Here is a 21,328-nt window from a genome sequence, read left to right as displayed (position 1 = left end):
GAGGAGAATGTGTGAAGGCATTCAATCTGGAAGGGAAAGTGGCTGTTGTAACAGGCAGCTCAGGCGGTCTTGGACAGGGCATGGCACTGGGACTGGCGGAGGCAGGTGCAGATGTGGTGTGCATCTCGTACTCTCTTCCACAGGAGACGGTGGACAAAATCAAGGCGCTGGGACGCCAGGCTGTCGGGATCAAAGCAGATCTGAGTGAGGAGAGGGAGCTGGAGCCGATATTTCAGAGAGCCGTCGAGGCCTTTGGCCACGTAGATATTCTGGTTAACAATGCGGGTATTATCCGCCGTACGCCGGCTGCCGAGCATTCCCTGCAGGACTGGCATGATGTAATGGACCTCAATCTGACGACAGCCTTTGTTCTCAGCCAGTTGGCAGGACGCCATATGATGAAACGCGGCAGTGGGAAGATCATTAACATCGCTTCCATGCTGTCGTACCAGGGCGGCATCAATGTACCCGGCTATACAGCGAGCAAGCACGGAATTGCCGGGTTAACAAAAGCATTTGCCAATGAGTGGGCATCTAAAGGTCTGCACATTAACGCGATCGCACCAGGATATATGGTGACGGATAATACCACGCAGATTCGTGCGGATGAGGGCCGTTACCAGGATATTACGAACCGGATCCCTGCAGGCCGCTGGGGTACACCGGAAGATCTGGCTGGCCCGGTGGTGTTCCTGGCTTCAGATGCTTCTGATTATCTGAACGGACATGTGCTGAATGTTGACGGTGGCTGGATGGCCCGTTAACTTGAAGGGTGATTATTGTTACTTCCTGCAGGGCAAAATGGTACGAGTACCCATCTGTCTAAAATCAGCAGGAAGGTGGAAGCCCAATCGATGAACGAACATGAATCGAAGAACAAGCCAAGTGAACGCGAGGATGAATTAACGCTGACGAATCGTCAAGGGCATCCGGTAACTGACAACCAGAATGTTAGAACGGTCGGAAACCGGGGACCCACAACGCTGGAGAACTATAACTTTCTGGAAAAAATTTCGCATTTTGACCGGGAACGTGTTCCTGAGCGCGTTGTTCATGCTCGTGGTGCAGGTGCCTATGGAATCTTTGAGGCTTACGGCAAGGCAGGCGATGAGCCTGTATCAAAATATACCCGTGCGAAGCTGTTTCAGGAGCCTGGTAAACAGACCCCGGTCTTTGTGCGCTTCTCCACAGTGATTCATGGCGGCCACTCTCCGGAAACACTGCGTGATCCGCGCGGTTTTGCAGTGAAATTCTATACTGAGGACGGTAACTGGGACCTGGTAGGGAACAATCTGAAAATCTTCTTCATCCGCGATCCGTTGAAATTCCCGGACATGGTGCATGCTTTCAAGCCTGACCCCGTATACAATGCACAGGATATGAAGCGCTTTTTTGATTTTGTCTCCATGAGCCCTGAAGCCACTCACATGATTACCTTCGTGTTCTCGCCTTGGGGGATTCCCGCGAACTACCGGCAGATGCAGGGCTCGGGAGTGAACACCTACAAATGGGTAAATGAAGAGGGCGAAGGGGTGCTGATTAAATACCATTGGGAGCCGCTCAAACAGGGGATCCGCAACCTGACCCAGCAGGAAGCTAATGAAATTCAGGGAATCAACTTTAATCATGCGACAGTAGATTTGTATGAAGCGATCGAACGCGGAGATTATCCGGAATGGGAGCTCTGTGTGCAGATTATGAGCGACGATGAGCATCCTGAGCTGGATTTTGACCCGCTGGATCCTACCAAGCTGTGGCCGGAGGACCAGTTTCCATTCCTGAAGGTGGGGAAAATGACCCTCAACCGTAACCCGGAAGACTACTTCACGGAGGTGGAGCAGGCTGCATTCGGTACAGGAGTACTGGTCGATGGATTGGATTTTTCAGATGATAAACTGCTGCAGGGTCGAACTTTCTCGTATTCGGATACCCAGCGTCACCGGGTTGGTGCCAACTATCTGCAGGTTCCGGTTAACCGTCCGTTGAAGCGGGTTGCCACGAACCAGAGCGGAGGTCAGATGCGTATCGAGCCAGACCGGGCGCCGGCACAGAACCCTCATGTTAATTATGAACCTTCCTCCTTGGGAGGGCTGAAGGAAGCGTCGAAGACGGGCAAGGATCATGAGCCCCATTACAATGCCAAGCTCGTACGCAGTCCGATCGACCGCCAGAACAACTTCAAGCAGGCAGGCGATACGTATCGTGCCTTCGAAGATTGGGAACGTGACGAGCTGATCTCCAACCTGGCGGCAGCTCTCGTACAGTGTAAGGATGATATCCGTGAGCGGATGATCAGCTATTTTACCGAAGCCGATACGGACTATGGCCGCCGGGTGGCAGAAGCCCTCAAGGAAGCGGACATGTCAATGGCTGCGAACGGTCAAGGGAAAGCATCGGCAGATGCGGCTGCCCGCAAGGCCGAGCAGGAAGGTCATGAAGCAGACCCTTATTAATGACAAGGTAATCCAAAGACCCGAATGTCTAACGACATTCGGGTCTTTGTGTATTTCCTTCTGCGGAGATCGATGTTCCTAAAAAAGTGGGACAGCAAAGCCGTTAAGACGGGCGATAACACCAATCTGCCCGGCGTGATAAGCTTCATGCTCATAGATATGGTGGAACACCCAGCGAAGCGTCGGCGGAGAGGGTGGAGTCCATCCGTCACTGTACTTAGGCAGTTCGATCAGCCGTTTCAGATCGGTGATGGAAAGATCGCGCAGCACGCGGTCACTCTTCAGACGGATTCGGATGTAGCGGTCGATCAACTCAGCAGGTGAGGCTTGGTGATTCCTTGCAGCTGTATCGCGATCTAGGTGTGCATGAAGTCCTGCCGTATGCAGCCAGGATGCCTCACTGTCACTGATATGCTGGATGATCCAGGCGACAGAGTTAGGGTGATCAGAATGTGTCCGAAACCAATTAGATTCAGGGAGCTGCTGAAGATAGGGAAGCAGGACGGTTCGAATATCATTACGATAAGGGAATAGCTCGATGGGATGCATAGGCTCTTTTGATCCTCCTGTTTGTCCGTGAGTACTTCATTAAGAACAGTATACCGCATGAAGGGAGCATGATTGTCAGAGCAGGCTTATGAATGCAGGAATTACATCCTGCAGGCTGAGTTCCACCTTGATTTGTGCCAGTGTTCCCTGATGCCGAATCAAGCTTCTTGAATGAAGTAGAATCAGTCTGGTCATCCTGAGCTGCTGCTCATATCGTAATCGGATGTTCAGACTATTCTTTCTTTCCCCAGTTCTCATCAGATGGCTTCTCAATCGTTAATCCCTCGACGTGCTTGCGAGACAACAGCTTCCGTTTCTTGCGGTTCTCCTTAGAGTCCAGGACGATATCAAGATCATATTGGTCCGGATACAGCTCGCTGCCGGGAATATGAAGCGTGAGCCGTTTGCGGTTTATTTTTAACTTTTGCTTCTGGATCATAACGCCAACCTGACCACGGGTATCCTCCGTTTCATAGACGATGCCTGTTCTGCGCAGGTAATGGATGTAGACACTATCCCCGATCTGCAGCGGCTGGCGGGTCTGCCCGGCAGGTAGTGTATGAGATGCTTCAGGCTTCTTCTCTACAGCCGTCTCCACTGGGGCTTCGTGAGAAACCGGGGATTCCATCCTAGGTATAACCGGTTTGCTTATCGTGGCGGACAGCGTAATCTCCTGGGAGCGGGCCAGCAAAGCGGGCGGGAATCCCAGCTTTGAGGCAATCTCAAAGGCATAGCTGCGGCCGGCTTCACCAATGGTGAGGCGGTACAGCGGCTCCAGCGTTTCGGTATCGAACTCCATGCGGGCATTCTGGAAGCCGGGAGTCGCGGCAGCAAAGGATTTAATCTCGGTAAAATGGGTGGTCACCACCACGGTCGTTCCCCGCTGATACAGCTCTTCGAGGATTGCGATAGACAGACCTACGCCTTCGCCCGGGTCAGTCCCTGAGGCCATCTCATCAATAAGAACAAGGGTCGAGGGATTGGCAGCAGCAAGAATCTGATTCATGTTGCGAATATGAGCTGAGAAGGTGCTTAATGCCTGTTCCAGACTCTGACCGTCTCCAATATCAACAGCCACCTCATCGAAAATGGCGAACTGGCTGCCTTCTCCGACGGGGACCAGCAGTCCGGACTGTACCATCAAGGTGAGAAGGCCTACCGTTTTGAGACAAAGGGTCTTGCCGCCGGTATTCGGGCCTGTAATGATCAGTGTCTTATAACCATGACCCATAGCAAAATCGAGCGGCACCATGCTATCACCAAGCAGGGGATGACGTGCCTGCCGCAGTTGAATGATCCCCTGTTCATTGACCTCCACCGTACGGGCATTCATCCGCAGACCCAGCTTGCCGCGGGCAAGGATGTAGTCATAGACTCCGACGGTATCGGCATTCAGCTGAAGCTCGTATGCATACCGCTCAGCCTGTTCAGTCAGCGCACTGAGTACCTTTGTTTCTTCACGCCCTTCCTCAGCGCGCAGGGAGCTGAGTTCCATCTGGAGAGATGAAATTTCGGCCGGTTCAATGAACACAGTCTGGCCGCTGGCGGATTCATCGACGACCATGCCGCTGACGAGACGGCGGTGTTCTTTTTTGACCGGGAGAACATAACGGCCGTTACGCTGAGAGATCAGCGCGTCCTGCATGATTTCACGGTGCTTGATGAGGAGGGCATCCAGCCGGCGTTTCAGCCGGTCTTCCATGACGGCGATCTTCTTCCGGACCCGAGCCAGCTCTTTACTGGCCGTGTCTGTGACGCGTCCGCTGTAGATAGATTCCTCAATCGCATTCAACAGGCTGCCCAGCTCATGCATGCTTGAGGTGTAGGAGCTGATGGTTGGAGCGATTGCGCTTTTCCCGTCCATGTAACGTATCAGCTGCCTACAGCTGCGCAGAAACTGCTGAATGTGGCCGAAGTCCTGTTCCGTCAGCACATAACCGCTGCCCAGTATACCGAGCACCCACTCAATGCCTTCCAGGGAAGGAATAGGGACGCTCGCTCCCTGCTTCAGCAGGGCCATTGCTTCGGAGGTTTCATGCAGCTGCTGCTCAACCTGACGCAGTCCGGTGAACGGGCGCAGCTCCTGAATATGTTGTTTACCCAGATAGGAGACGGCGCATTGGGTCAGCTGATTTTTGATTTGGTGATACTGGAGTCGTTCGAGATAGGTTTCGTTCACGGGGATCTCTCCTTTGATATTTGAATTTTGAAAAAGGAAAAGCAAAAAGGGCGGAGAATGAACATCACGTTCATTCTCCGCCCTGAAATGGGACCATGCTCCGACTGTACTGTATTCTGGATGTCTTATACTTGCTATTAGCTCGGGAGAGGTTAGAGGACGCCTATAGGGTCCATCCCGCCTGTTTCCATTAGAAAGCTTTAACAAGTAAAACACCGCAAAAAGGTACAAAAAATCCGTGCTGAACTCAGCACGGATGATCGCCGGACACTACCCAGGCTTCAATTGAAATCCGTAAGTTCTTAACTATTCACTCGGGCAAAGAGGGCGCAATGAAAAAAACAGGGCCGATCAGCGGCCTTGCTTCAGGCAATCTTCACTACCGATATGAAATTAATTAGTTAAGAACATTCACCGACATCAAGAGCTCTCCTTTAACAAATAAGGTTACCCCTAATATAGCGGGAGCTTTGGATCCAAGTCAAGCTGCGAAGAGCGGAAAGAATCGTTATATTCGATTATGGATGCGGATTCGCCTGGATTATAATTCTTATCCGTTTAGTATGAAATAACGCTTTTCAATTGTTTCCCTTTATGAGAGAATATGAAAAAACATGACACCATGAAGGCAGCGGAACTTGTACTTGATATGCATTTTTCTTGATATGTATTTTAACTATGGGGAGGACGTTAGCATGTCTGAAGAAAAACAAGCAGGACTGGGAGATCCATTTACACTAAGTCTGGAAAGTCTGGCTGTCCATGCAGGCCAGGAGATTGATCCGACAACGCTGTCACGGGCGGTGCCTCTGTATCAGACTTCATCGTACGGTTTCAAGGACAGCGAGCACGCGGCCAACCTGTTCGCGCTGAAGGAATTCGGTAACATTTATACCCGGCTTATGAATCCGACTACCGATGTGTTCGAGCAGCGTGTAGCTGCATTGGAAGGCGGGGCAGGGGCACTGGCTACTGCATCCGGACAAGCAGCGATCACCTTCTCAATCCTGAATATTGCAGGCGCAGGTGACGAGATCGTATCCTCGGCGAGTCTATATGGGGGTACATACAACCTGTTCTCCAATACGCTGCCGAAGCTGGGTATCCAGGTGAAGTTTGTGAACTCGGAAGATCCGGAACAGTTCCGCGCAGCTATTACAGACAAAACCAAGGCGCTGTATGCTGAAACGATCGGCAACCCGAGCGGCGGCGTACTGGATATTGAAGCGGTAGCGGCCATTGCCCACGAACATGGGATTCCGCTGATTGTGGATAATACGTTCCCAAGTCCATACCTGCTTCGTCCTATCGAGCATGGTGCTGATATTGTCGTCCATTCAGCCACCAAATTCATCGGCGGACATGGCACTTCCATCGGCGGCGTGATTGTGGACGGCGGTAAGTTCGACTGGACAGCCAATGACAAGTTCCCTGGCCTGACACAGCCCGATCCAAGTTATCATGGTGTTGTATATACGGAAGCGGTTGGGCCGCTGGCCTACATTATTAAGGCGCGGGTTCAGTTGATGCGCGACCTAGGCGCACCTATCTCCCCATTCAACTCGTGGCTGCTGCTGCAGGGCCTGGAGACGCTCCATCTGCGGATGGAGCGTCACAGCAGCAACGCTTTAGCCGTCGCGCAGCATCTGGAACAGCATCCGGATGTCGAATGGGTGAGCTATGCCGGTCTCCCGAGCCATCCATCCTATGAGCTTGCGCGCAAATACCTGCCGAATGGACAGGGTGCCATTCTGACATTCGGGATCAAGGGCGGTGTGGCTGCAGGCCGCAAGGTGATTGAGAATGTGAAGCTGTTCTCGCACCTCGCGAATGTGGGTGACTCCAAGTCATTGATTATTCATCCGGCCAGTACAACGCATCAGCAGCTCACAGAGGATGAACAGATTGCCGCAGGTGTTCGTCCGGAACTCCTGCGTCTGTCCATCGGTACGGAGAACATTCAGGATATTATCCGGGATCTGGATCAGGCGATCGCAGCCAGCCAGAAAGCGGTAGGAGCGACTGTATAAGACCAATACAAGCTGTCAGGACTTAGTCCGGCAGCTTTTTGCCGTTGGGGTAGAGGCGTAATAGATGATACATGAGCTATCTTATAGCCCTTATTAAAACTTCTGCTGCCATAGCCAGCGGGAGTTTTTTTGCCATGTAACCATTAACATTATCCTGCAGCTCAGACGTGTGAAATTGAAGATTTTGTTAGATATGTACACTTAACTATGAATTGTTCAATTGAAATCACTCTATCTTTATGGCTTAGACTACAGACAGGCAAAGCGGTAAGCGTATCCAAATCGGGTGTGAACTCGAACTAAACGCTCAGCAGTGTGCCTAGTTTGATACATGAGGAGGGATCAGAGCCAACCTATCACCCGGAATGATCGCCTTAACCATTTTAATTCCGAGAGAGGGAGTTGAAGCATGCGAATTCGCCGGTATTCACTTTTACTTAGTCTGGCCATTACGTTCTCGTCCGTTTTTTCCTTTCAGGTTCATGCCGATAGTATACAGCCAGAGCCAGCAGAAGCAGTGTTCACAGATCAGCAGTTAAAGGATAACGACTATATTCTATACATGGTAAATGCGGGAGACCCAACACCAGGAACGGTAGAAGGCAGCGATAAAATGGGCCTGTACACCAGTGTAACCGAGCAGGTATACGGGCCTGATCCAGTTACGGGTAAACAATGGGGACTGACGACAACCACCTCTAATGTCCAGGTCAGTGATACCTCCAGCAAGAACGGATCGCTTCGTTATTACAACGGTCCTCAAGTCCGCGATAAGTCGCTTGGCTACCAATTTGAACTGCCGGCAGGCGATTATGACGTGACCGTAGGATTTAAGAATCCCTGGAGCGGACGCACGGTCAATATCCTCATGGAGGGCGCGAACGTAACCGGCGGCGATTACGATATTGGAAGCTACAATGCGGAGAAGGAATTCACCAAGCGGAGAGTTCATGTTGACGATGGTATGCTGCAGGTTGTGGTCCAGGGACCAAGCACCGCGGCGTTAACCAATTACAATGATCCGCTGGTTAACTATATGATTGTCCGGCAGAGTGTCACGCTGCCGCTGGCAGATGTGGAGGCGAAGATCGCTGAGGCTTCTGCTGCCGCTGCTCAGCCTGGCTATACGCAATACAGTGTATCCGTTGTCCAGCAAGCAATAGCAGCGGCGCAGGCCTGGCTGACGGAAGTAAGGGAAGCCGGAATCCCTGTCGAGGAACTGCAGGATGCCATTCGTGTTCAACTGGCAGCACTGGAGCAGGCTGTTGCAGGATTAACGACTGCGGCGTCATACGATTCTTTTACACCCGGAGCTGTCTGGAGAGATACGAATGGGGCGGTGATCCAGGCCCATGGCGGAGGGATCATGTACGATGAACAGACGGCAACCTATTACTGGTATGGTGAGGACAAAACGAACGGCTACCTGCCCGCACGGGGGGTACGAGTTTATTCTTCACAGGATCTCTACAACTGGAAGGACGAAGGACTGGCGCTGACAGCCATAGAATCGATGGACCAGTTCGATACGGATCCGCTAATCTCCCGCCTCTATGCAGGACGGACGGACCGTGGAGACATCTTTAATGATATCGGCACACAGCGAATTATCGAGCGTCCGAAAGTCATCTATAACGACAAGACGGGCAAATACGTAATGTGGATGCATACGGATGGACCGAGTGCAACCTCGAATGCTAACTATGCCAAGGCAGAGGCCGGATATGCCCTGAGTGACTCGCCGACAGGCCCTTTCGTGTATCAGGAGAGCAACCGGATGGACCGGGCGCCGGAAGACGCCGAGTATAACGGGCAGCCGAATCAGCCGGGGATGGCGCGGGATATGACGCTCTTCAAAGATGATGACGGTACAGCCTATCTCATTTATTCCAGTGAAGAGAATATGACGATCTACATCTCCAAGCTGAACGACAGCTATACCGATGTGACCGGCTGGCACAGGGACGGCCAGACGGCGCGGGATACCACCTACAAAGCTGTATATGGCGAGGACTACATTCGTGTCTTCCCGGGAGCGCAGCGCGAGGCACCGGCTGTTTTCAAATATCAGGGCAAGTATTATCTGATCACCTCCGGGGCGACCGGCTGGGCACCCAACAAGTCCAGGTATACCGTGGCAGATGATATTCTGGGCGAATGGAAGCCGATGCGTGATTTTGCCATGGGAACAAAGGCTTCAACCACATTTGACTCTCAAAGTACGCATGTCATCCCGGTAGATGCCGCTCGTGGTAAATTCATCTATATGGGCGACCGGTGGAATGAGGGCAATCTGAAGGACTCTCGTTACATCTGGCTGCCGATCGAGTTCGGTACAGATGACAGCATCATGCTGAAATGGTACGACAGCTGGCAGCTGGATCTGCTGAATGGAATGGGACGCATTCAGGTGAATACCCGGCTGCCGGATCAGGTGAAGCCTGGACAGATACCGGCCCTCCCTCCGGTCATCAATGTAACGGCATCAGATGGTATGACACAGGATACACCGGTTGTATGGAACATTAAGACAGAGGACTTCGCCAAGCCGGGAACGGTAACGGTCAAGGGAACGCTGCCCCAGTACGGCAGCAAGGAAATCCGAACAGTGGTCTCTGTCATTCCGGAGCGGGCCGTCTATTTTGTTCATGCTGGAGGGGCCAAAACAAGCGATTACCAGAAGTGGTCCGAAGTCATGAAAGACTCTCTTCATAATTACAACATCCCCGATCAGGCCTATGACCCTGCTGTTGGTCAGACATGGGGTTATGTAGGGAACGGAACGAGCAGCTCTGGCGGTGCGGACGGAGACCTGTTCTCCTCGCTGCGGTATTTGCTCGCAGGCAAAGGGAACGACTTGACCTATAAATTTAATCTGAACACAGGCAAATACAAGGTTTATGTCGGTCTTTATGATCCATGGTATCAATACTCCAAAGGAAATCGGATTGCCGATATTATGCTGAATGGTGAGACCAAGACATCAGGGTTTGTGTTTACGGACGCATATAGTGTGCTGGAGTATCCGGATGTAAATATCCAGAATAGCAGCCTGGATGTAACGATTCATCGTTCCGCCCGAGCACCTGCCAGCAGTTCAGACCCGCAGATCAGCTGGATCATCATTACAGATGAGCAGCCGCCCTCAACGAAGGCTGCTGTAGAATCGCGGGCGCCGCAAACGCTGGACGGCTGGTATGCTGCTGAAGCCAAGGTAACCCTGACAGCAGCCGATAACACCTCGAAGGTTGTAATGACGGAATACAATCTGGATCAACAGGGCTGGAAGGTGTATACCAAACCGCTTCATATCGGGAAGGAAGGAGAGCATACGCTGCTCTACCGCAGTAAAGACGGGAACGGGCTGCTGGAAGAAGTGCAGTCATTATCTGTCCGGATTGACCGGACGAAGCCAAGTCTGAAGGTGTCGGCGGACAAGACGGTACTGGGACCGGCGAATGGACAGATGGTGCCAGTCGTTATTCAAGTGCAGGCCAGTGACCGCCATTCAGGAATCGCAAGGATAACGCTGGATTCTATCACGACAAACGAGAAAGGGGGCCTCCATCCAGCGGATGTCCAAGGAGCGGAGTTCGGCACGAGCGATACAGAGTTCAGCCTGAAGGCCGTTCGACCGGAACGGGGCAAAACACGTATTTACACGATAACCTATTCTGCAGTGGATCTGGCCGGCAACGTGACCCGCAAAGAGGTGAAGCTGCGGGTTAAATAGTCGTCATGCGATACCGCTGTTCATGAAGAGACAGCATAAACTTGATCTTCCCCGAAGAACGAGAATGCCTGACTCAAGAAGGGAAACTGTAAGGAAAAACCGCGGCAGATCGGCCTTTTACGGCGATCTGCCGCAATTTTGTACACCCGGGTATATATTGTTCACTCCTCAGATTACAGCATTGTTCGCTGTTGTGGGAAACCTTCACTTGGCATTTGTTAAGCGCTTACACATACTGAATACATAACCGCTCAGGCACAGCCTATGAGCATCCTGAATGGTCCATTATCCGTCAAAGGAGGGGGATTACATTGAGCCAACCTGCACCGGAAGGAACCCGCACACTCACCGCCGATTTATACAAGGACGGCAGGCCGCTTTCGGCAGGAAAGAGAAAAGGCTTCTGGCATGAGCTGATCCGCAACCGGATACTCTTCCTCATGCTGCTGCCGACCCTGGTTTTCTTCTTCATTAACTCCTACATTCCCATGGTCGGTATCTATTACGCTTTTACCCAGTTTGACTTCAACACCAGCCTGTTTGATGCACCGTTCGTGGGACTGCAGAACTTCGAGTTTCTATGGAAATCCGGCACATTGATGAAGCTGACGCTGAATACCATCGGCTATAATGCAGCCTTTATTATTATCGGCAACCTGCTGGCGATCTTCTGCGCAATCCTGCTGAGCGAGCTGCGTATTCACTGGTTCAAGAAGCTGGCCCAGTCGGTCATGTTCCTGCCTTATTTCGTATCCTTCGTTATTCTCAGTGTTATCGTGTATAACATCTTCAACTATGATAATGGCTTTTTGAACACGATGCTGGCCCAGTTTGGCGTGGACCCGGTCGATGTGTATAACAAGCCGTGGGCCTGGATTTTTCTGATTATCCTGTTCTATCTGTGGAAAAATCTCGGCTACAGCATGGTCATCTATCTGGCGTCTATTACGGGCATCAGCGATGAGTATTATGAAGCGGCCCGGATTGACGGAGCAAATATCTTTCAGCGGATCTGGTATATCACCGTGCCGATGCTGAAATCGACCTTTGTGATTCTTCTGCTGTTCGCATTGGGCTCCATAATGAAAGGCCAGTTTGACCTGTTCTACCAGCTGATCGGCAACAATGGAGTCCTCTATAACACCACCGACATTCTGGATACGTACGTATATCGTTCACTCAAAGTCACTTTTGATGTCGGTATGGCATCGGCGGCAGGGGTATACCAGTCCTTGTTCGGCTTCGTGCTCATCATGACGGTGAACTACATCATCCGCAAGATGAATGAAGATTATGCCTTATTCTAGAGAGGAGGAGAGAGCATGCGAATTCGGGATGATTCCTACAACCGTTTATTCCAATGGCTGGCATATACCGTTACAATTATCGGATCGCTTGCCTGTCTGCTGCCGTTCCTGCTCATTATCTCGGCATCGCTGACGAGCAACGAGTCGATCATCCGGGACGGGTACCATTTTATCCCCAAGGAGTTTTCCTTTGAGGGATATCGTACCGTCTTTACCTTCCCAGAGGAGGTGCTGCGGGCCTACGGAGTTACGGTATTTACGACAGTAGTCGGTACAACACTCGGACTCTTCATGATGACAATGGCAGGTTATGTCCTGGCACGTCGGGATTTCAAGTACCGGAATGCATTCTCGTTTTATATCTACTTTACAACCCTCTTTGGGGGCGGGCTGGTGCCGTGGTATATTTTGCTTACCAAATATCTGAACCTGCTGGATACGTATACAGTCCTGATTTTCCCGGGGCTCATGACACCATTCCTGATTATTCTGATGAAAAACTTTATCCGTTCCAATGTGCCTGAGGAGCTGTTCGAATCAGCCAAGATTGACGGTGCAGGGGATTTCAAAATCTACTATCGTATTGTGCTGCAGCTCTCCATGCCGGGTATCGCCACGGTGGGGTTGTTCCTCGCCCTGGCCTACTGGAATGACTGGTTCTCCTCATCCTTGTTCATCAACGATCCGCACAAATATCAGCTGCAGTATTATCTCTATAACGTCATTAATTCCGCACAGTTTATTTCCCAGATGGGAGCCGGGACCGGCGTGTCGCTGAGCGGGGATATGCCGACAGAGTCAACCAAGATGGCCATGGCCATTGTTGTCACCGGTCCGATTCTGCTGCTCTATCCATTCATCCAGCGTTTCTTCGTAAAAGGGCTCACCATCGGGGCGGTCAAAGGTTAAGCGTCAGGGCCCCGGGAATAAAGGCAAAAGCGGATGAGAATATCGGAAGCGATTACATTAACTTATTTAATTAAAACCAGTGTTTTGCAGCATTCCAATGCAGCTGTCTTGTGCTTGGAATCCTGTCAAATCAATAAGAACAGGGAGGCTTGTCATGGAACAGATCAAAAAAGCTAAAGCTCGTAAACGCGGTTCAATTGCACTTGCAGTAACTTTGCTGATGGCCCTGCTGGCAGGCTGCAGCGGCAGCTCGGGTTCCGGAACGGAAACAGGCGGCAGTGATGCTTCCGGAGGGCAGAGCAGCTCCAAGAAGGTCACGCTCCAGTTTTACATGCTGGGGGATGCACCGAAGGATCTGTCGACGATCGAAGCAGAGGTTAACAAGCTGGCCGAGAAGGACTTGAATGCCAACGTCAAATTTAACTACACCACCTGGACGGACTGGGATCAAAAATATAAGCTGCTGCTGTCCTCGGGACAATCCATCGACCTGATCTTCACCGCCGACTGGACGCAGTATCAGGCTTACGCGAAGAAGGGGGCTTTCCTTGCCCTGGATGATCTGCTGCCGAAGGCCGCGCCGGAATTGCAGAAATTTGTGCCGCAGGAGATGTGGGAGGCGGTCAAAATTGACGGAAAGATCTATACCGTACCATCCACGTACAAGGAGTATGTAACCAACGGCTTTGTATGGCGTGAAGATCTGCGCGAAAAATACAATCTGCCGAAGCCAACCGACCTGGCCAGCTACGAGGCTTATATGGATGGCATCAAACAGCACGAGCCGCAGATGCGTCCGGTTTCGCTGAACAGCGATGTAAAGGGCAACCTGCATGACCGGTATACAGAGCTCGTAACCAAAAGCATCGGTGCCCTGCCTTACGGTATTGGCATCAAATATGAGAAACCGACGGAAGTCTACAAATATTGGGGATCCGATGAGCAGAAGGAAGAGCTGAACACCTTAAAACGCTGGTCTGAGAAAGGATTCATTCCGAAGAACGTGCTGAATGTAAAGGATACCCTGCAGGATCAGGTAACCTCAGGCAAGGCGGCAAGTATCTTTGGCGACAATCCGACCCGTTATAACGATATGAAGATCAAAATTGCATCGACCCATCCGGACTGGAAGCTGGAGTACTACCCGTTCCCGCTGACGACCGGCTTTGCAACACCGGTGCATCCGATCCACAATGGATTCGCCATTCCGAAGAGCAGCAAAAATCCGGAACGTGCTCTGCAGTTCTACGAGAAGCTGGTGACCGATAAACGATATAACCTGTTGACCCAGTATGGTATTGAAGGCAAAAACTATACGGTAGAGAACGGTTACTACAAGCTTGCCGGCGATGCGACCAGCAACGGCTTTCCGCGGGAAGCGATGAATGGCTGGGCTTGGCGCAACCCGGAATATATGCTGTTTGACGAAGGGTTTGACGGCGTGAAGGAAATCTTCGAAGAGCTGGATAAAATCCAGAAGCCGGACCTGTTCACCGGGTTTGCTGAAGACTATACATCGTATCAGGCCGAGAAAGCCGCACTGGAGCAGGTCGAGAAGCAGTATCTTTATCCGCTGCAGGCCGGGCTGGTGGACGATGTGAACCAAGGTCTTGATACGTTCCTCCAGAAAGCACAGCAGGCTGGACTGGACAAAATTCAAAGCGAGTATACCAAGCAGTGGCAGGAATACGTCCAGAAAAAAGGGATTAAGTAAGATCAGGGATGAAGTAAAGCGCTGCCTTAAACCAATCCGAGATTCGACTCTCAATCCAAGGACTCTGCCGGTAAATACCGGCAGAGTCCTTTTCGTGTGCCTTGATAGCTGGGGTCCGTACAGCGATTTATGATTTATGCTTCATTCACTTCGGCCCGCCGATATTCGGCCGGCGTTATGCCGAAGGTGCGCTTGAACATTCGGTGGAAGTAGGAACTGCTGGTAAAACCAGTGCTCTCGGCAATAGTTGCTACGGACTCATTCGTATTCAGCAGCAGTTCACAGGCTTTGCGCATACGAGCTTCCAAAATAACATCCATAATGGTATGCATCGTATGCTGTTTATACAAGCGGCTTACATATACCGGCGACATGCCGAGTTCATCTGCAATCCGGTTAAGACACAGATCCGGGTCGGTATAAGAAGAAGCAATGTAATCATCAATACGGCGTACCCACTGCTCCTGTTTGGCATTTCGTTTCTCATCCAGCTGTTCCTGAATGTTGTCTAACAAGCGGCTGAAGGCGGCCTCCAGCTCGGCAAATGTCTCGATACTGTCCAGTGCCGGGAAGATCTCGCGGGTCTCTGCAGAAAGACTGTTACGTCTGCGCAGCGTGTCCGCCGCACTTCGTACTGTCATATTGAGCCGGGATAACGCCAATTGAATCACCGGAAACGCATGGTCCCGGGCGGACTCGACAACAGCTGCAAAGTGGAGCTTTGCTTCTTCGGCATGGCCGGACATCATGGCATCGACCAGCCTTTTCTCCAGATCCACAGGATACGCATATCCTTTGGATTCAAATTTGGTGATTTCGGCTGCATCGATAATACTGCCGTGCCCGTAATAGAGCCGGTGCAATGAGGCTTGCTGGACCTGCCTGAACAAAGAATGCAGCAGCTCCGGCTGGCGCACGACCGGGCTGTAGGTCAGCGACAGGCCGAGCTTTAGGTATTCCCGGCAGGCTTCCATGATCTGACGAAGCAGTGTTTCAATGAGTTCAGCATTGTTCTGCTCCTCTGCATGGTCGACACCAAGAATGACTAATACACTGTCTCCGTCCAGATCAACACATTCTACACGGTAAGTGGCGCTGCACACTTCGGTTGCAATATTCATGATGGCGAATTTGTAAGGGAGCAGGTCGCGGCCTTTACGGGTGCGCAGCATCTCGTATTCATCGATACGCAGCAGAACCAGCCTGTAATCATGCTGGAAATCAAACTGCACACCATGCTGTTCAAGCTGCTCCAGCTGGTCCCGCGAATGTAGAGGCCAGCTCCCGAGAACCAGCTTGCGCAGGGCATTTTGCCGTATCGTGAACATGCCGTTGCGCTGCTGCGTTTCAAGATTATTCATCTGGCTGACGATTTGTCCGATCGGCGTATACAGGATTCGGGAGAGCAGCCAGGATACGATTAAACCGACCAGCAGAATTGCGCCCGCGAGCCACATCATAGCATTGCGAATGGCAGCCGCATTTTTGGTAACGCTTTCATAGGGAGTGATCCGAATGTACTGCCATTTTAGTTCGTCAGGGGCGGTAAATGAAATCAGAGAACGACTGCCCAAAAAATCGGCTGTAAAATAATCCGAGCTCCGGTCTTTAATCCTGCTGGAGATCAGCTGCTGCTCCGAAGCGGGCAGCTCGGCTTCCTTCAAGTCGGAGGCAGAAAGTACCCGTCCGGCATCATCCAGAATATACGATTGTCCCGGTGAACTGGTCTGCTGCGCCATCTCCTGATTAATCCAGGCGGAAGAGACGTTGACAATTACAGCCGAATTGATCGTACGGTTCCAGCCAATGGCATCATAGCACAGATACGTATAGGCGGAGATGCTGCTGCCGGGATCTTCATCGATCGCATAGCTTCGTGGGATCGGTGTAAACGGCTTGTAATCACCATAGTGGTCAAGAATATGGAGAATGTCCTGATCCGCCAGCTCGTTCTCTCGATAGGTCCCGCTCTGTCCTCTGGAGGAAGCGATATAGAACTTGCCGCTCTTCGGGTTATAGACATATACGGATTCAATATAGGGCATGGAACTGAGATAGTTATTCATCTCGGACATGGCAGCCGTAACGTCATACACGTTGGGCTCAGCGTAAAAGAGAAGCTTGGTCAGAATGCTGTTGCGGTAAATTTGGAAGGAGAGCGACTGGGCAATGGACGTCATATTCATGACCTCCTTGCTCGTCAATGTCAGATTTGCGTGGTTCGACTGAAATGCCTCTTCCTGAGCGGTTCTGCTGTAATAAATGTAGTAGAGCAGAGTAGATACCAGCAAAGTCAATACAATGCTCAAAGTCAGACTGGTCAAGAGCCTGCTGTACAGTCTGCTTTTAGTGCGCACATTGAAATTTTTCATGACATACCTCCTGACTATAGCGGTTCAGCTTCACTTTCTTCATTATAAACGTAAGCGCTTTCCAGAACAGCAGGATTGACTAAATTTATGTGTATTCCTGCATTTTCTTGATAAGAGGCGTCTGATGAAAGGGCCTGGTCGTACAATAAGCTTCATATATGATCTATAGAAATGCAGCTGCTTCCGCCGTGCATTCGGCCTGACAGGACAGGAATGAAAATGCTTTCTCGGATTTGGGAGGATACAGTCTATTTTATGCATTCATCTAATACGCTTATGATATCCCGCATGAACCGATGCGGCGGGAGGATGCAGGCTGAAATGAGATGGAGAGGGTGTTGAACATGAAGATGCAGAAGGCGGATATCCAGATGGCGGACCGGGTCCCCTGCTTCAACCCGCTTCCGCATGACCGGCATGGACAGCATATGGAGGAATCACCGGAGACCATGAAGCCAAGCCTTTATGGGGAAGAGGCGGGAGAAGCCTGTCAGTCCTGTAAGGGCTGCGGCGGCAAGGGGACTTTCCGCTCTGTACAACCGACAGAAGAAGAGGCTCTGCAGGATGTGACTAAAGCTCAGGCTGAGTGTCTCGCCGCCTGCAGACAGATGGCAGCAGCGATGGAGGAGCCGAGTCAGGCTGCCTGGCTGGTTCAGCTGGCCCGCAGCGGCGCTCTTACTCGGGAAGAGGCAGTTATGGAAGCAATCCCTGAACTTCTTACGGGCTGGACCTGGAATATGAATGAGGCATTTTCTTCCGGTGACGGAGGAATTGATACATCTCTTGCACCGGAAGAGCAGCTGCTCGTCTGGTGTGATACCATCCGAACCTCCCGTGTCTACGCAGCTGTGGACACGCCGCAGGATGCGCTGCGTGCATTGGCTTACGGGGCCGATGGCATTGAACTGCTGGGAGATGACCGGGAACCGTCCGGCACGCCGGCGGTCATTGACAGCCTGCTCTACGCCTTCCGGGCGTCCGCCCCGCGGGAGCCGCTGCGGGCGCGGCTCGGCGAACGACTGCTGCGTCTGCTGTCCGCAGAGTACGAGACCCTGCTGCTCGCGCTGCGCGGCGCGCCCGCCGCCATTACCGTCTACGCCCCGCTGGCGGACGAGGGCTTTGGCGAGCTGCAGGATGTGCAGCTCGAAGCGCTGCTGCGCGCGGCCCGCGCCGCGCAGCAGTCGCAAGGCACCGACGTGTGCCTTGAAATTCTTGTACCGTGCCCCGAGGATGGCACGGCCTTCGGGGCCGCCCGCGACTTCATTGATGAAGTCGCGGAACAGACGCTGTGCGCGCAGCGGCGCAGCGTGCACTACCGCGTCGGCGCGCGCCTGCCGGCCGGCGCGATGCCGCCTGCGGCGGTCGCCGGCATCGCCCGGCTCGCGGACGTGCTTGTCCTGGACACGGGTCCGTGGTCCAGATCCGGCACGGTCCGCGGCACGGCAGCTCTGCCGGCGGAGCCCTCGTTCCGCGCAGAACTCGCGGAACGGCTGCAGACGGCGCGCGCGCTGAAGCCGGGCCTGCCGGTGCGGGCCGCGGGGCCTGCCGCGAGAGGTCTGCTCGCGGAGGCCCCCGGGCTGCGGCTGGACGGAATCGCCTGTCCGCCGGAGGAGGTGGCGGCGGCCCGGCTGGCGGCCGCCCAAGGGGATCTGCTCCGCGGCGGGGAGAGCCGCGGTCTGGATGCGACCCCATAAGGGGGGCCGCAGAGTCCTGCAATTCCGCCGGGGAACTGGCGGAATTGCTTTTTGAGGCATGCAGGACAAGCATGCCTGGAGGCATCTTTTACATATAGAACGAATAAAGATCCTGATCTCGAATTCAGCCAAATCGCCTGTTTACAATGAAGGAAACCGGGGTATATAATGACTATAAGTTGCACGAAGTAAAAATAATTGTATAAGCACAAAAATGATTATCATTCTCATTTGGCCATACCCTCATGCTGCTCCGGATTTTCCGGAGCAGCATGAGTCATTTTAAGGGCATTAACAATGGATATCATTCTCATTTGGAATTCAACAGGCATCATTAAGAGCACCTCAAATATCTGACAAAGGAACGTGATCAGAATGCAAGCTATTCCTAAAACCATGCCGCATGCACAGACGGCAGAACAAAAGAGCGGCAGACCCGGACCCGGACGCAAGCCTCAATTCCAATTAAAGACCATGCTGAAGAATAAGGAAATGCAGTCGGCGCTCGGCAGCGGGCTCCTGATGCTGGCCGCGTGGGGCGTATCGTCATGGCAGCCCTGGTTGTCCGTTGCCCTTTATGTGATCTCCTATGCGCTGGGCGGCTGGTCCAAGGCCAAGGAAGGTGTCGAGACACTGGTTAAGGAAAAGGATCTGGATGTGAACCTGCTGATGATCGCCGCTGCCCTGGGGGCTGCTGCAATCGGCTATTGGAATGAAGGGGCCATGCTGATCTTCATCTTTGCCCTCAGCGGTGCGCTGGAGAGCTATACGACGGAGCGCAGCGGCAAGGATATTTCCGAGCTGATGGCATTGAAGCCGGAGACAGCCATGCGGCTTGAGAACGGAGAGATGTCACTGGTAAGCATTGATGTTCTGCGTCCAGGGGATCTGCTGCTGGTCAAACCGGGCGAGCTTATCCCGGCCGACGGGAGTGTGTTCAAGGGACGCTCGGCTGTCAACCAGGCGTCCATTACCGGTGAGTCCATGCCGATCGACAAGACGACAGGCGATGAAGTGTTCGCAGGTACGATTAATGGTGAAGGCGTGTTGTATGTCGAAGTTACGCAGTCCTCCGAAGGTACATTGTTCTCCAAAATTATCAAACTGGTCGAGGAAGCGCAGAACGAAGTGCCTGACTCGCAGCGTTTTATTAAACGGTTTGAAGCGCTGTATGCCCGTATTGTCGTAGGGGTAACGGCTGTGCTGATTCTCGGCCTGCCGCTGGTAATGGGCTGGACCTGGGGGGCTTCATTCTATAAAGCTATGGTATTCCTGGTCGTCGCTTCGCCTTGCGCACTGGTATCATCCATCATGCCGGCGATGCTGTCCGCCATCTCCAACCGGGCGCGCCGAGGTATTCTCTTTAAGGGCGGAGCCCATGTAGAGAATATGGCACTGACGTCGGTCGTCGCTTTTGATAAAACCGGTACATTGACGCTAGGGGCGCCGAAGGTTACGGATTGGATTACAGCCGATGGGGAAGATGCACAGGAACTGCTGGCGATCGCCGCGGGTATTGAAGGCTTGTCCATGCATCCGCTTGCCCGGGCTGTTGTCGAGAAGGCGGAGGCAGAGCGGGTGGACCAGAAGAAAGCCGAGCTGGTTCAGTCGCTTACAGGCTGGGGCGTGGAGGGCGAGGTGGACGGCGTATTATGGCGGATCGGACGCAGTGACATGCTTGATAAGGCCGGCCCGGCTGATGCCTTCTGGGTATCCGAGCGCACACGCCTGGAGCAGGAAGGCAAGACGGTCTCGGTCATGCTGGAGGGCGACCGGATTGCGGCGCTGATCGGCATGCGGGATGAACTGCGGCCGCAGGCGCGTGAAGCGGTACAGCGACTGCAGAAGCTGGGCATTAAAGTAGCCATGCTGACCGGTGACCGGGCCGAGACGGCAGAAGTGATTGCGAAGCAAGCAGGCGTGGACTATGTATTCGCGGGGCTGCTGCCGCAGGATAAGGTTACGCGGGTGCGCGAGCTGCGTGAACAGCACGGCCATGTCGTGATGGTCGGTGATGGTGTCAATGATGCGCCCGCCCTTGCTGCCGCAACGGTAGGAATGGGAATGGGCATGAACGGCAGCGGTGCTGCTCTGGAAGTCGCTGATGTTGTGCTGATGAATGACGGCATTGAGGAGATTGCTTCCACGGTTAAGCTGTCCCGTCGTGCCCGTACCATTGTGAAACAGAATATGGTCTTTGCCCTGAGCGTGATTGTACTGCTGATTGCCGGCAACTTTGCCGAGAATCTGGCGCTGCCGCTTGGCGTAGTAGGCCACGAAGGAAGCACGCTATTGGTAATCTTGAACGGCCTGCGGCTGCTGCGTTCTTAATAGTAGACAGGATAAAAACAGCCGTCCCTGGAAGAAGGGACGGCTGTTTTTTGGCAT

12 protein-coding genes are annotated in these 21,328 nt (G+C 52.7%); 9 read left to right on the top strand and 3 right to left on the bottom strand.

Annotated features, from left to right (window positions below; genetic code table 11):
* Window positions 1-11 precede the first annotated feature (11 nt).
* Both kduD and Q5741_RS15860 read left to right on the top strand, forming a co-directional pair.
* Window positions 12-764 (top strand): 2-dehydro-3-deoxy-D-gluconate 5-dehydrogenase KduD, encoded by a 753-nt coding sequence (gene kduD / locus Q5741_RS15865; protein ID WP_305025095.1) that lies wholly within the window; start codon window positions 12-14, stop codon window positions 762-764.
* A 90-nt stretch (window positions 765-854) separates the two neighbouring features.
* A complete protein-coding gene (locus Q5741_RS15860; protein ID WP_305025094.1) occupies window positions 855-2,453 on the top strand; it encodes a catalase in 1,599 nt (532 codons plus the stop codon).
* Window positions 2,454-2,531: 78 nt separating this feature from the next.
* Here the strand turns inward: Q5741_RS15860 and Q5741_RS15855 are convergent, their stop codons facing one another.
* Together Q5741_RS15855 and Q5741_RS15850 are read right to left on the bottom strand one after the other, a co-directional pair.
* A complete protein-coding gene (locus tag Q5741_RS15855) occupies window positions 2,532-3,002 on the bottom strand; it encodes a DinB family protein (protein ID WP_305025093.1) in 471 nt (156 codons plus the stop codon).
* Window positions 3,003-3,234: 232 nt separating this feature from the next.
* Window positions 3,235-5,181 carry an endonuclease MutS2 gene (locus tag Q5741_RS15850; RefSeq protein ID WP_305025092.1) on the bottom strand — a complete coding sequence of 649 codons (1,947 nt, stop codon included), beginning with the start codon at window positions 5,179-5,181 and terminating at the stop codon, window positions 3,235-3,237.
* Between the two features lie 695 nt (window positions 5,182-5,876).
* Between Q5741_RS15850 and Q5741_RS15845 the strand changes: the two genes are divergently transcribed.
* The 5 genes from Q5741_RS15845 to Q5741_RS15825 all read left to right on the top strand — a co-directional run bounded on the left by Q5741_RS15845 (window position 5,877) and on the right by Q5741_RS15825 (window position 14,874).
* A complete protein-coding gene (locus tag Q5741_RS15845) occupies window positions 5,877-7,211 on the top strand; it encodes a homocysteine synthase (RefSeq protein ID WP_305025091.1) in 1,335 nt (444 codons plus the stop codon).
* 409 nt (window positions 7,212-7,620) lie between these two features.
* The gene (locus Q5741_RS15840) at window positions 7,621-10,944 is read left to right on the top strand and encodes an OmpL47-type beta-barrel domain-containing protein (RefSeq protein ID WP_305025090.1); all 3,324 of its coding nucleotides are present in this window, start codon (window positions 7,621-7,623) and stop codon (window positions 10,942-10,944) included.
* A gap of 311 nt (window positions 10,945-11,255) precedes the next feature.
* Entirely contained in the window at window positions 11,256-12,251 is a 996-nt protein-coding gene (locus Q5741_RS15835; protein ID WP_305025089.1) for an ABC transporter permease, read from the top strand.
* 15 nt (window positions 12,252-12,266) lie between these two features.
* Window positions 12,267-13,160, top strand: a complete 894-nt coding sequence (locus Q5741_RS15830) for a carbohydrate ABC transporter permease (protein ID WP_305025088.1) — start codon at window positions 12,267-12,269, stop codon at window positions 13,158-13,160.
* Between the two features lie 154 nt (window positions 13,161-13,314).
* A complete protein-coding gene (locus tag Q5741_RS15825; RefSeq protein ID WP_305025087.1) occupies window positions 13,315-14,874 on the top strand; it encodes an extracellular solute-binding protein in 1,560 nt (519 codons plus the stop codon).
* A gap of 134 nt (window positions 14,875-15,008) precedes the next feature.
* Here Q5741_RS15825 and Q5741_RS15820 read toward each other — a convergent pair whose 3' ends face one another.
* A complete protein-coding gene (locus Q5741_RS15820) occupies window positions 15,009-17,246 on the bottom strand; it encodes an AraC family transcriptional regulator (protein WP_305025086.1) in 2,238 nt (745 codons plus the stop codon).
* 344 nt (window positions 17,247-17,590) lie between these two features.
* Here Q5741_RS15820 and Q5741_RS15815 point away from each other — a divergent pair, with 344 nt between their 5' ends.
* The gene (locus Q5741_RS15815; RefSeq protein ID WP_305025085.1) at window positions 17,591-18,940 is read left to right on the top strand and encodes a hypothetical protein; all 1,350 of its coding nucleotides are present in this window, start codon (window positions 17,591-17,593) and stop codon (window positions 18,938-18,940) included.
* 375 nt (window positions 18,941-19,315) lie between these two features.
* Window positions 19,316-21,271, top strand: a complete 1,956-nt coding sequence (locus Q5741_RS15810; protein WP_305025152.1) for a heavy metal translocating P-type ATPase — start codon at window positions 19,316-19,318, stop codon at window positions 21,269-21,271.
* The last annotated feature ends 57 nt before the right edge of the window (window positions 21,272-21,328 follow it).

The sequence above is a fragment of the Paenibacillus lacisoli genome (genome assembly GCF_030580655.1).
Lineage (GTDB): Bacteria > Bacillota > Bacilli > Paenibacillales > Paenibacillaceae > Paenibacillus > Paenibacillus lacisoli.
The sequence above is the reverse complement of the archived record's forward strand: the minus strand, read 5'-3'. Positions and strand labels throughout refer to the sequence as shown.

Bases quoted from the DNA above. Each gene is read 5' to 3' on its own strand.
- Q5741_RS15840 (WP_305025090.1), top strand. From the start codon at position 7,621: ATGCGAATTCGCCGGTATTCACTTTTACTTAGTCTGGCCATTACGTTC.
- Q5741_RS15810 (WP_305025152.1), top strand. From the start codon at position 19,316: ATGCAAGCTATTCCTAAAACCATGCCGCATGCACAGACGGCAGAACAA.
- Q5741_RS15860 (WP_305025094.1), top strand. From the start codon at position 855: ATGAACGAACATGAATCGAAGAACAAGCCAAGTGAACGCGAGGATGAA.
- Q5741_RS15855 (WP_305025093.1), bottom strand. From the start codon at position 3,002: ATGCATCCCATCGAGCTATTCCCTTATCGTAATGATATTCGAACCGTC.
- Q5741_RS15815 (WP_305025085.1), top strand. From the start codon at position 17,591: ATGAAGATGCAGAAGGCGGATATCCAGATGGCGGACCGGGTCCCCTGC.
- Q5741_RS15820 (WP_305025086.1), bottom strand. From the start codon at position 17,246: ATGAAAAATTTCAATGTGCGCACTAAAAGCAGACTGTACAGCAGGCTC.
- Q5741_RS15830 (WP_305025088.1), top strand. From the start codon at position 12,267: ATGCGAATTCGGGATGATTCCTACAACCGTTTATTCCAATGGCTGGCA.
- Q5741_RS15825 (WP_305025087.1), top strand. From the start codon at position 13,315: ATGGAACAGATCAAAAAAGCTAAAGCTCGTAAACGCGGTTCAATTGCA.
- Q5741_RS15845 (WP_305025091.1), top strand. From the start codon at position 5,877: ATGTCTGAAGAAAAACAAGCAGGACTGGGAGATCCATTTACACTAAGT.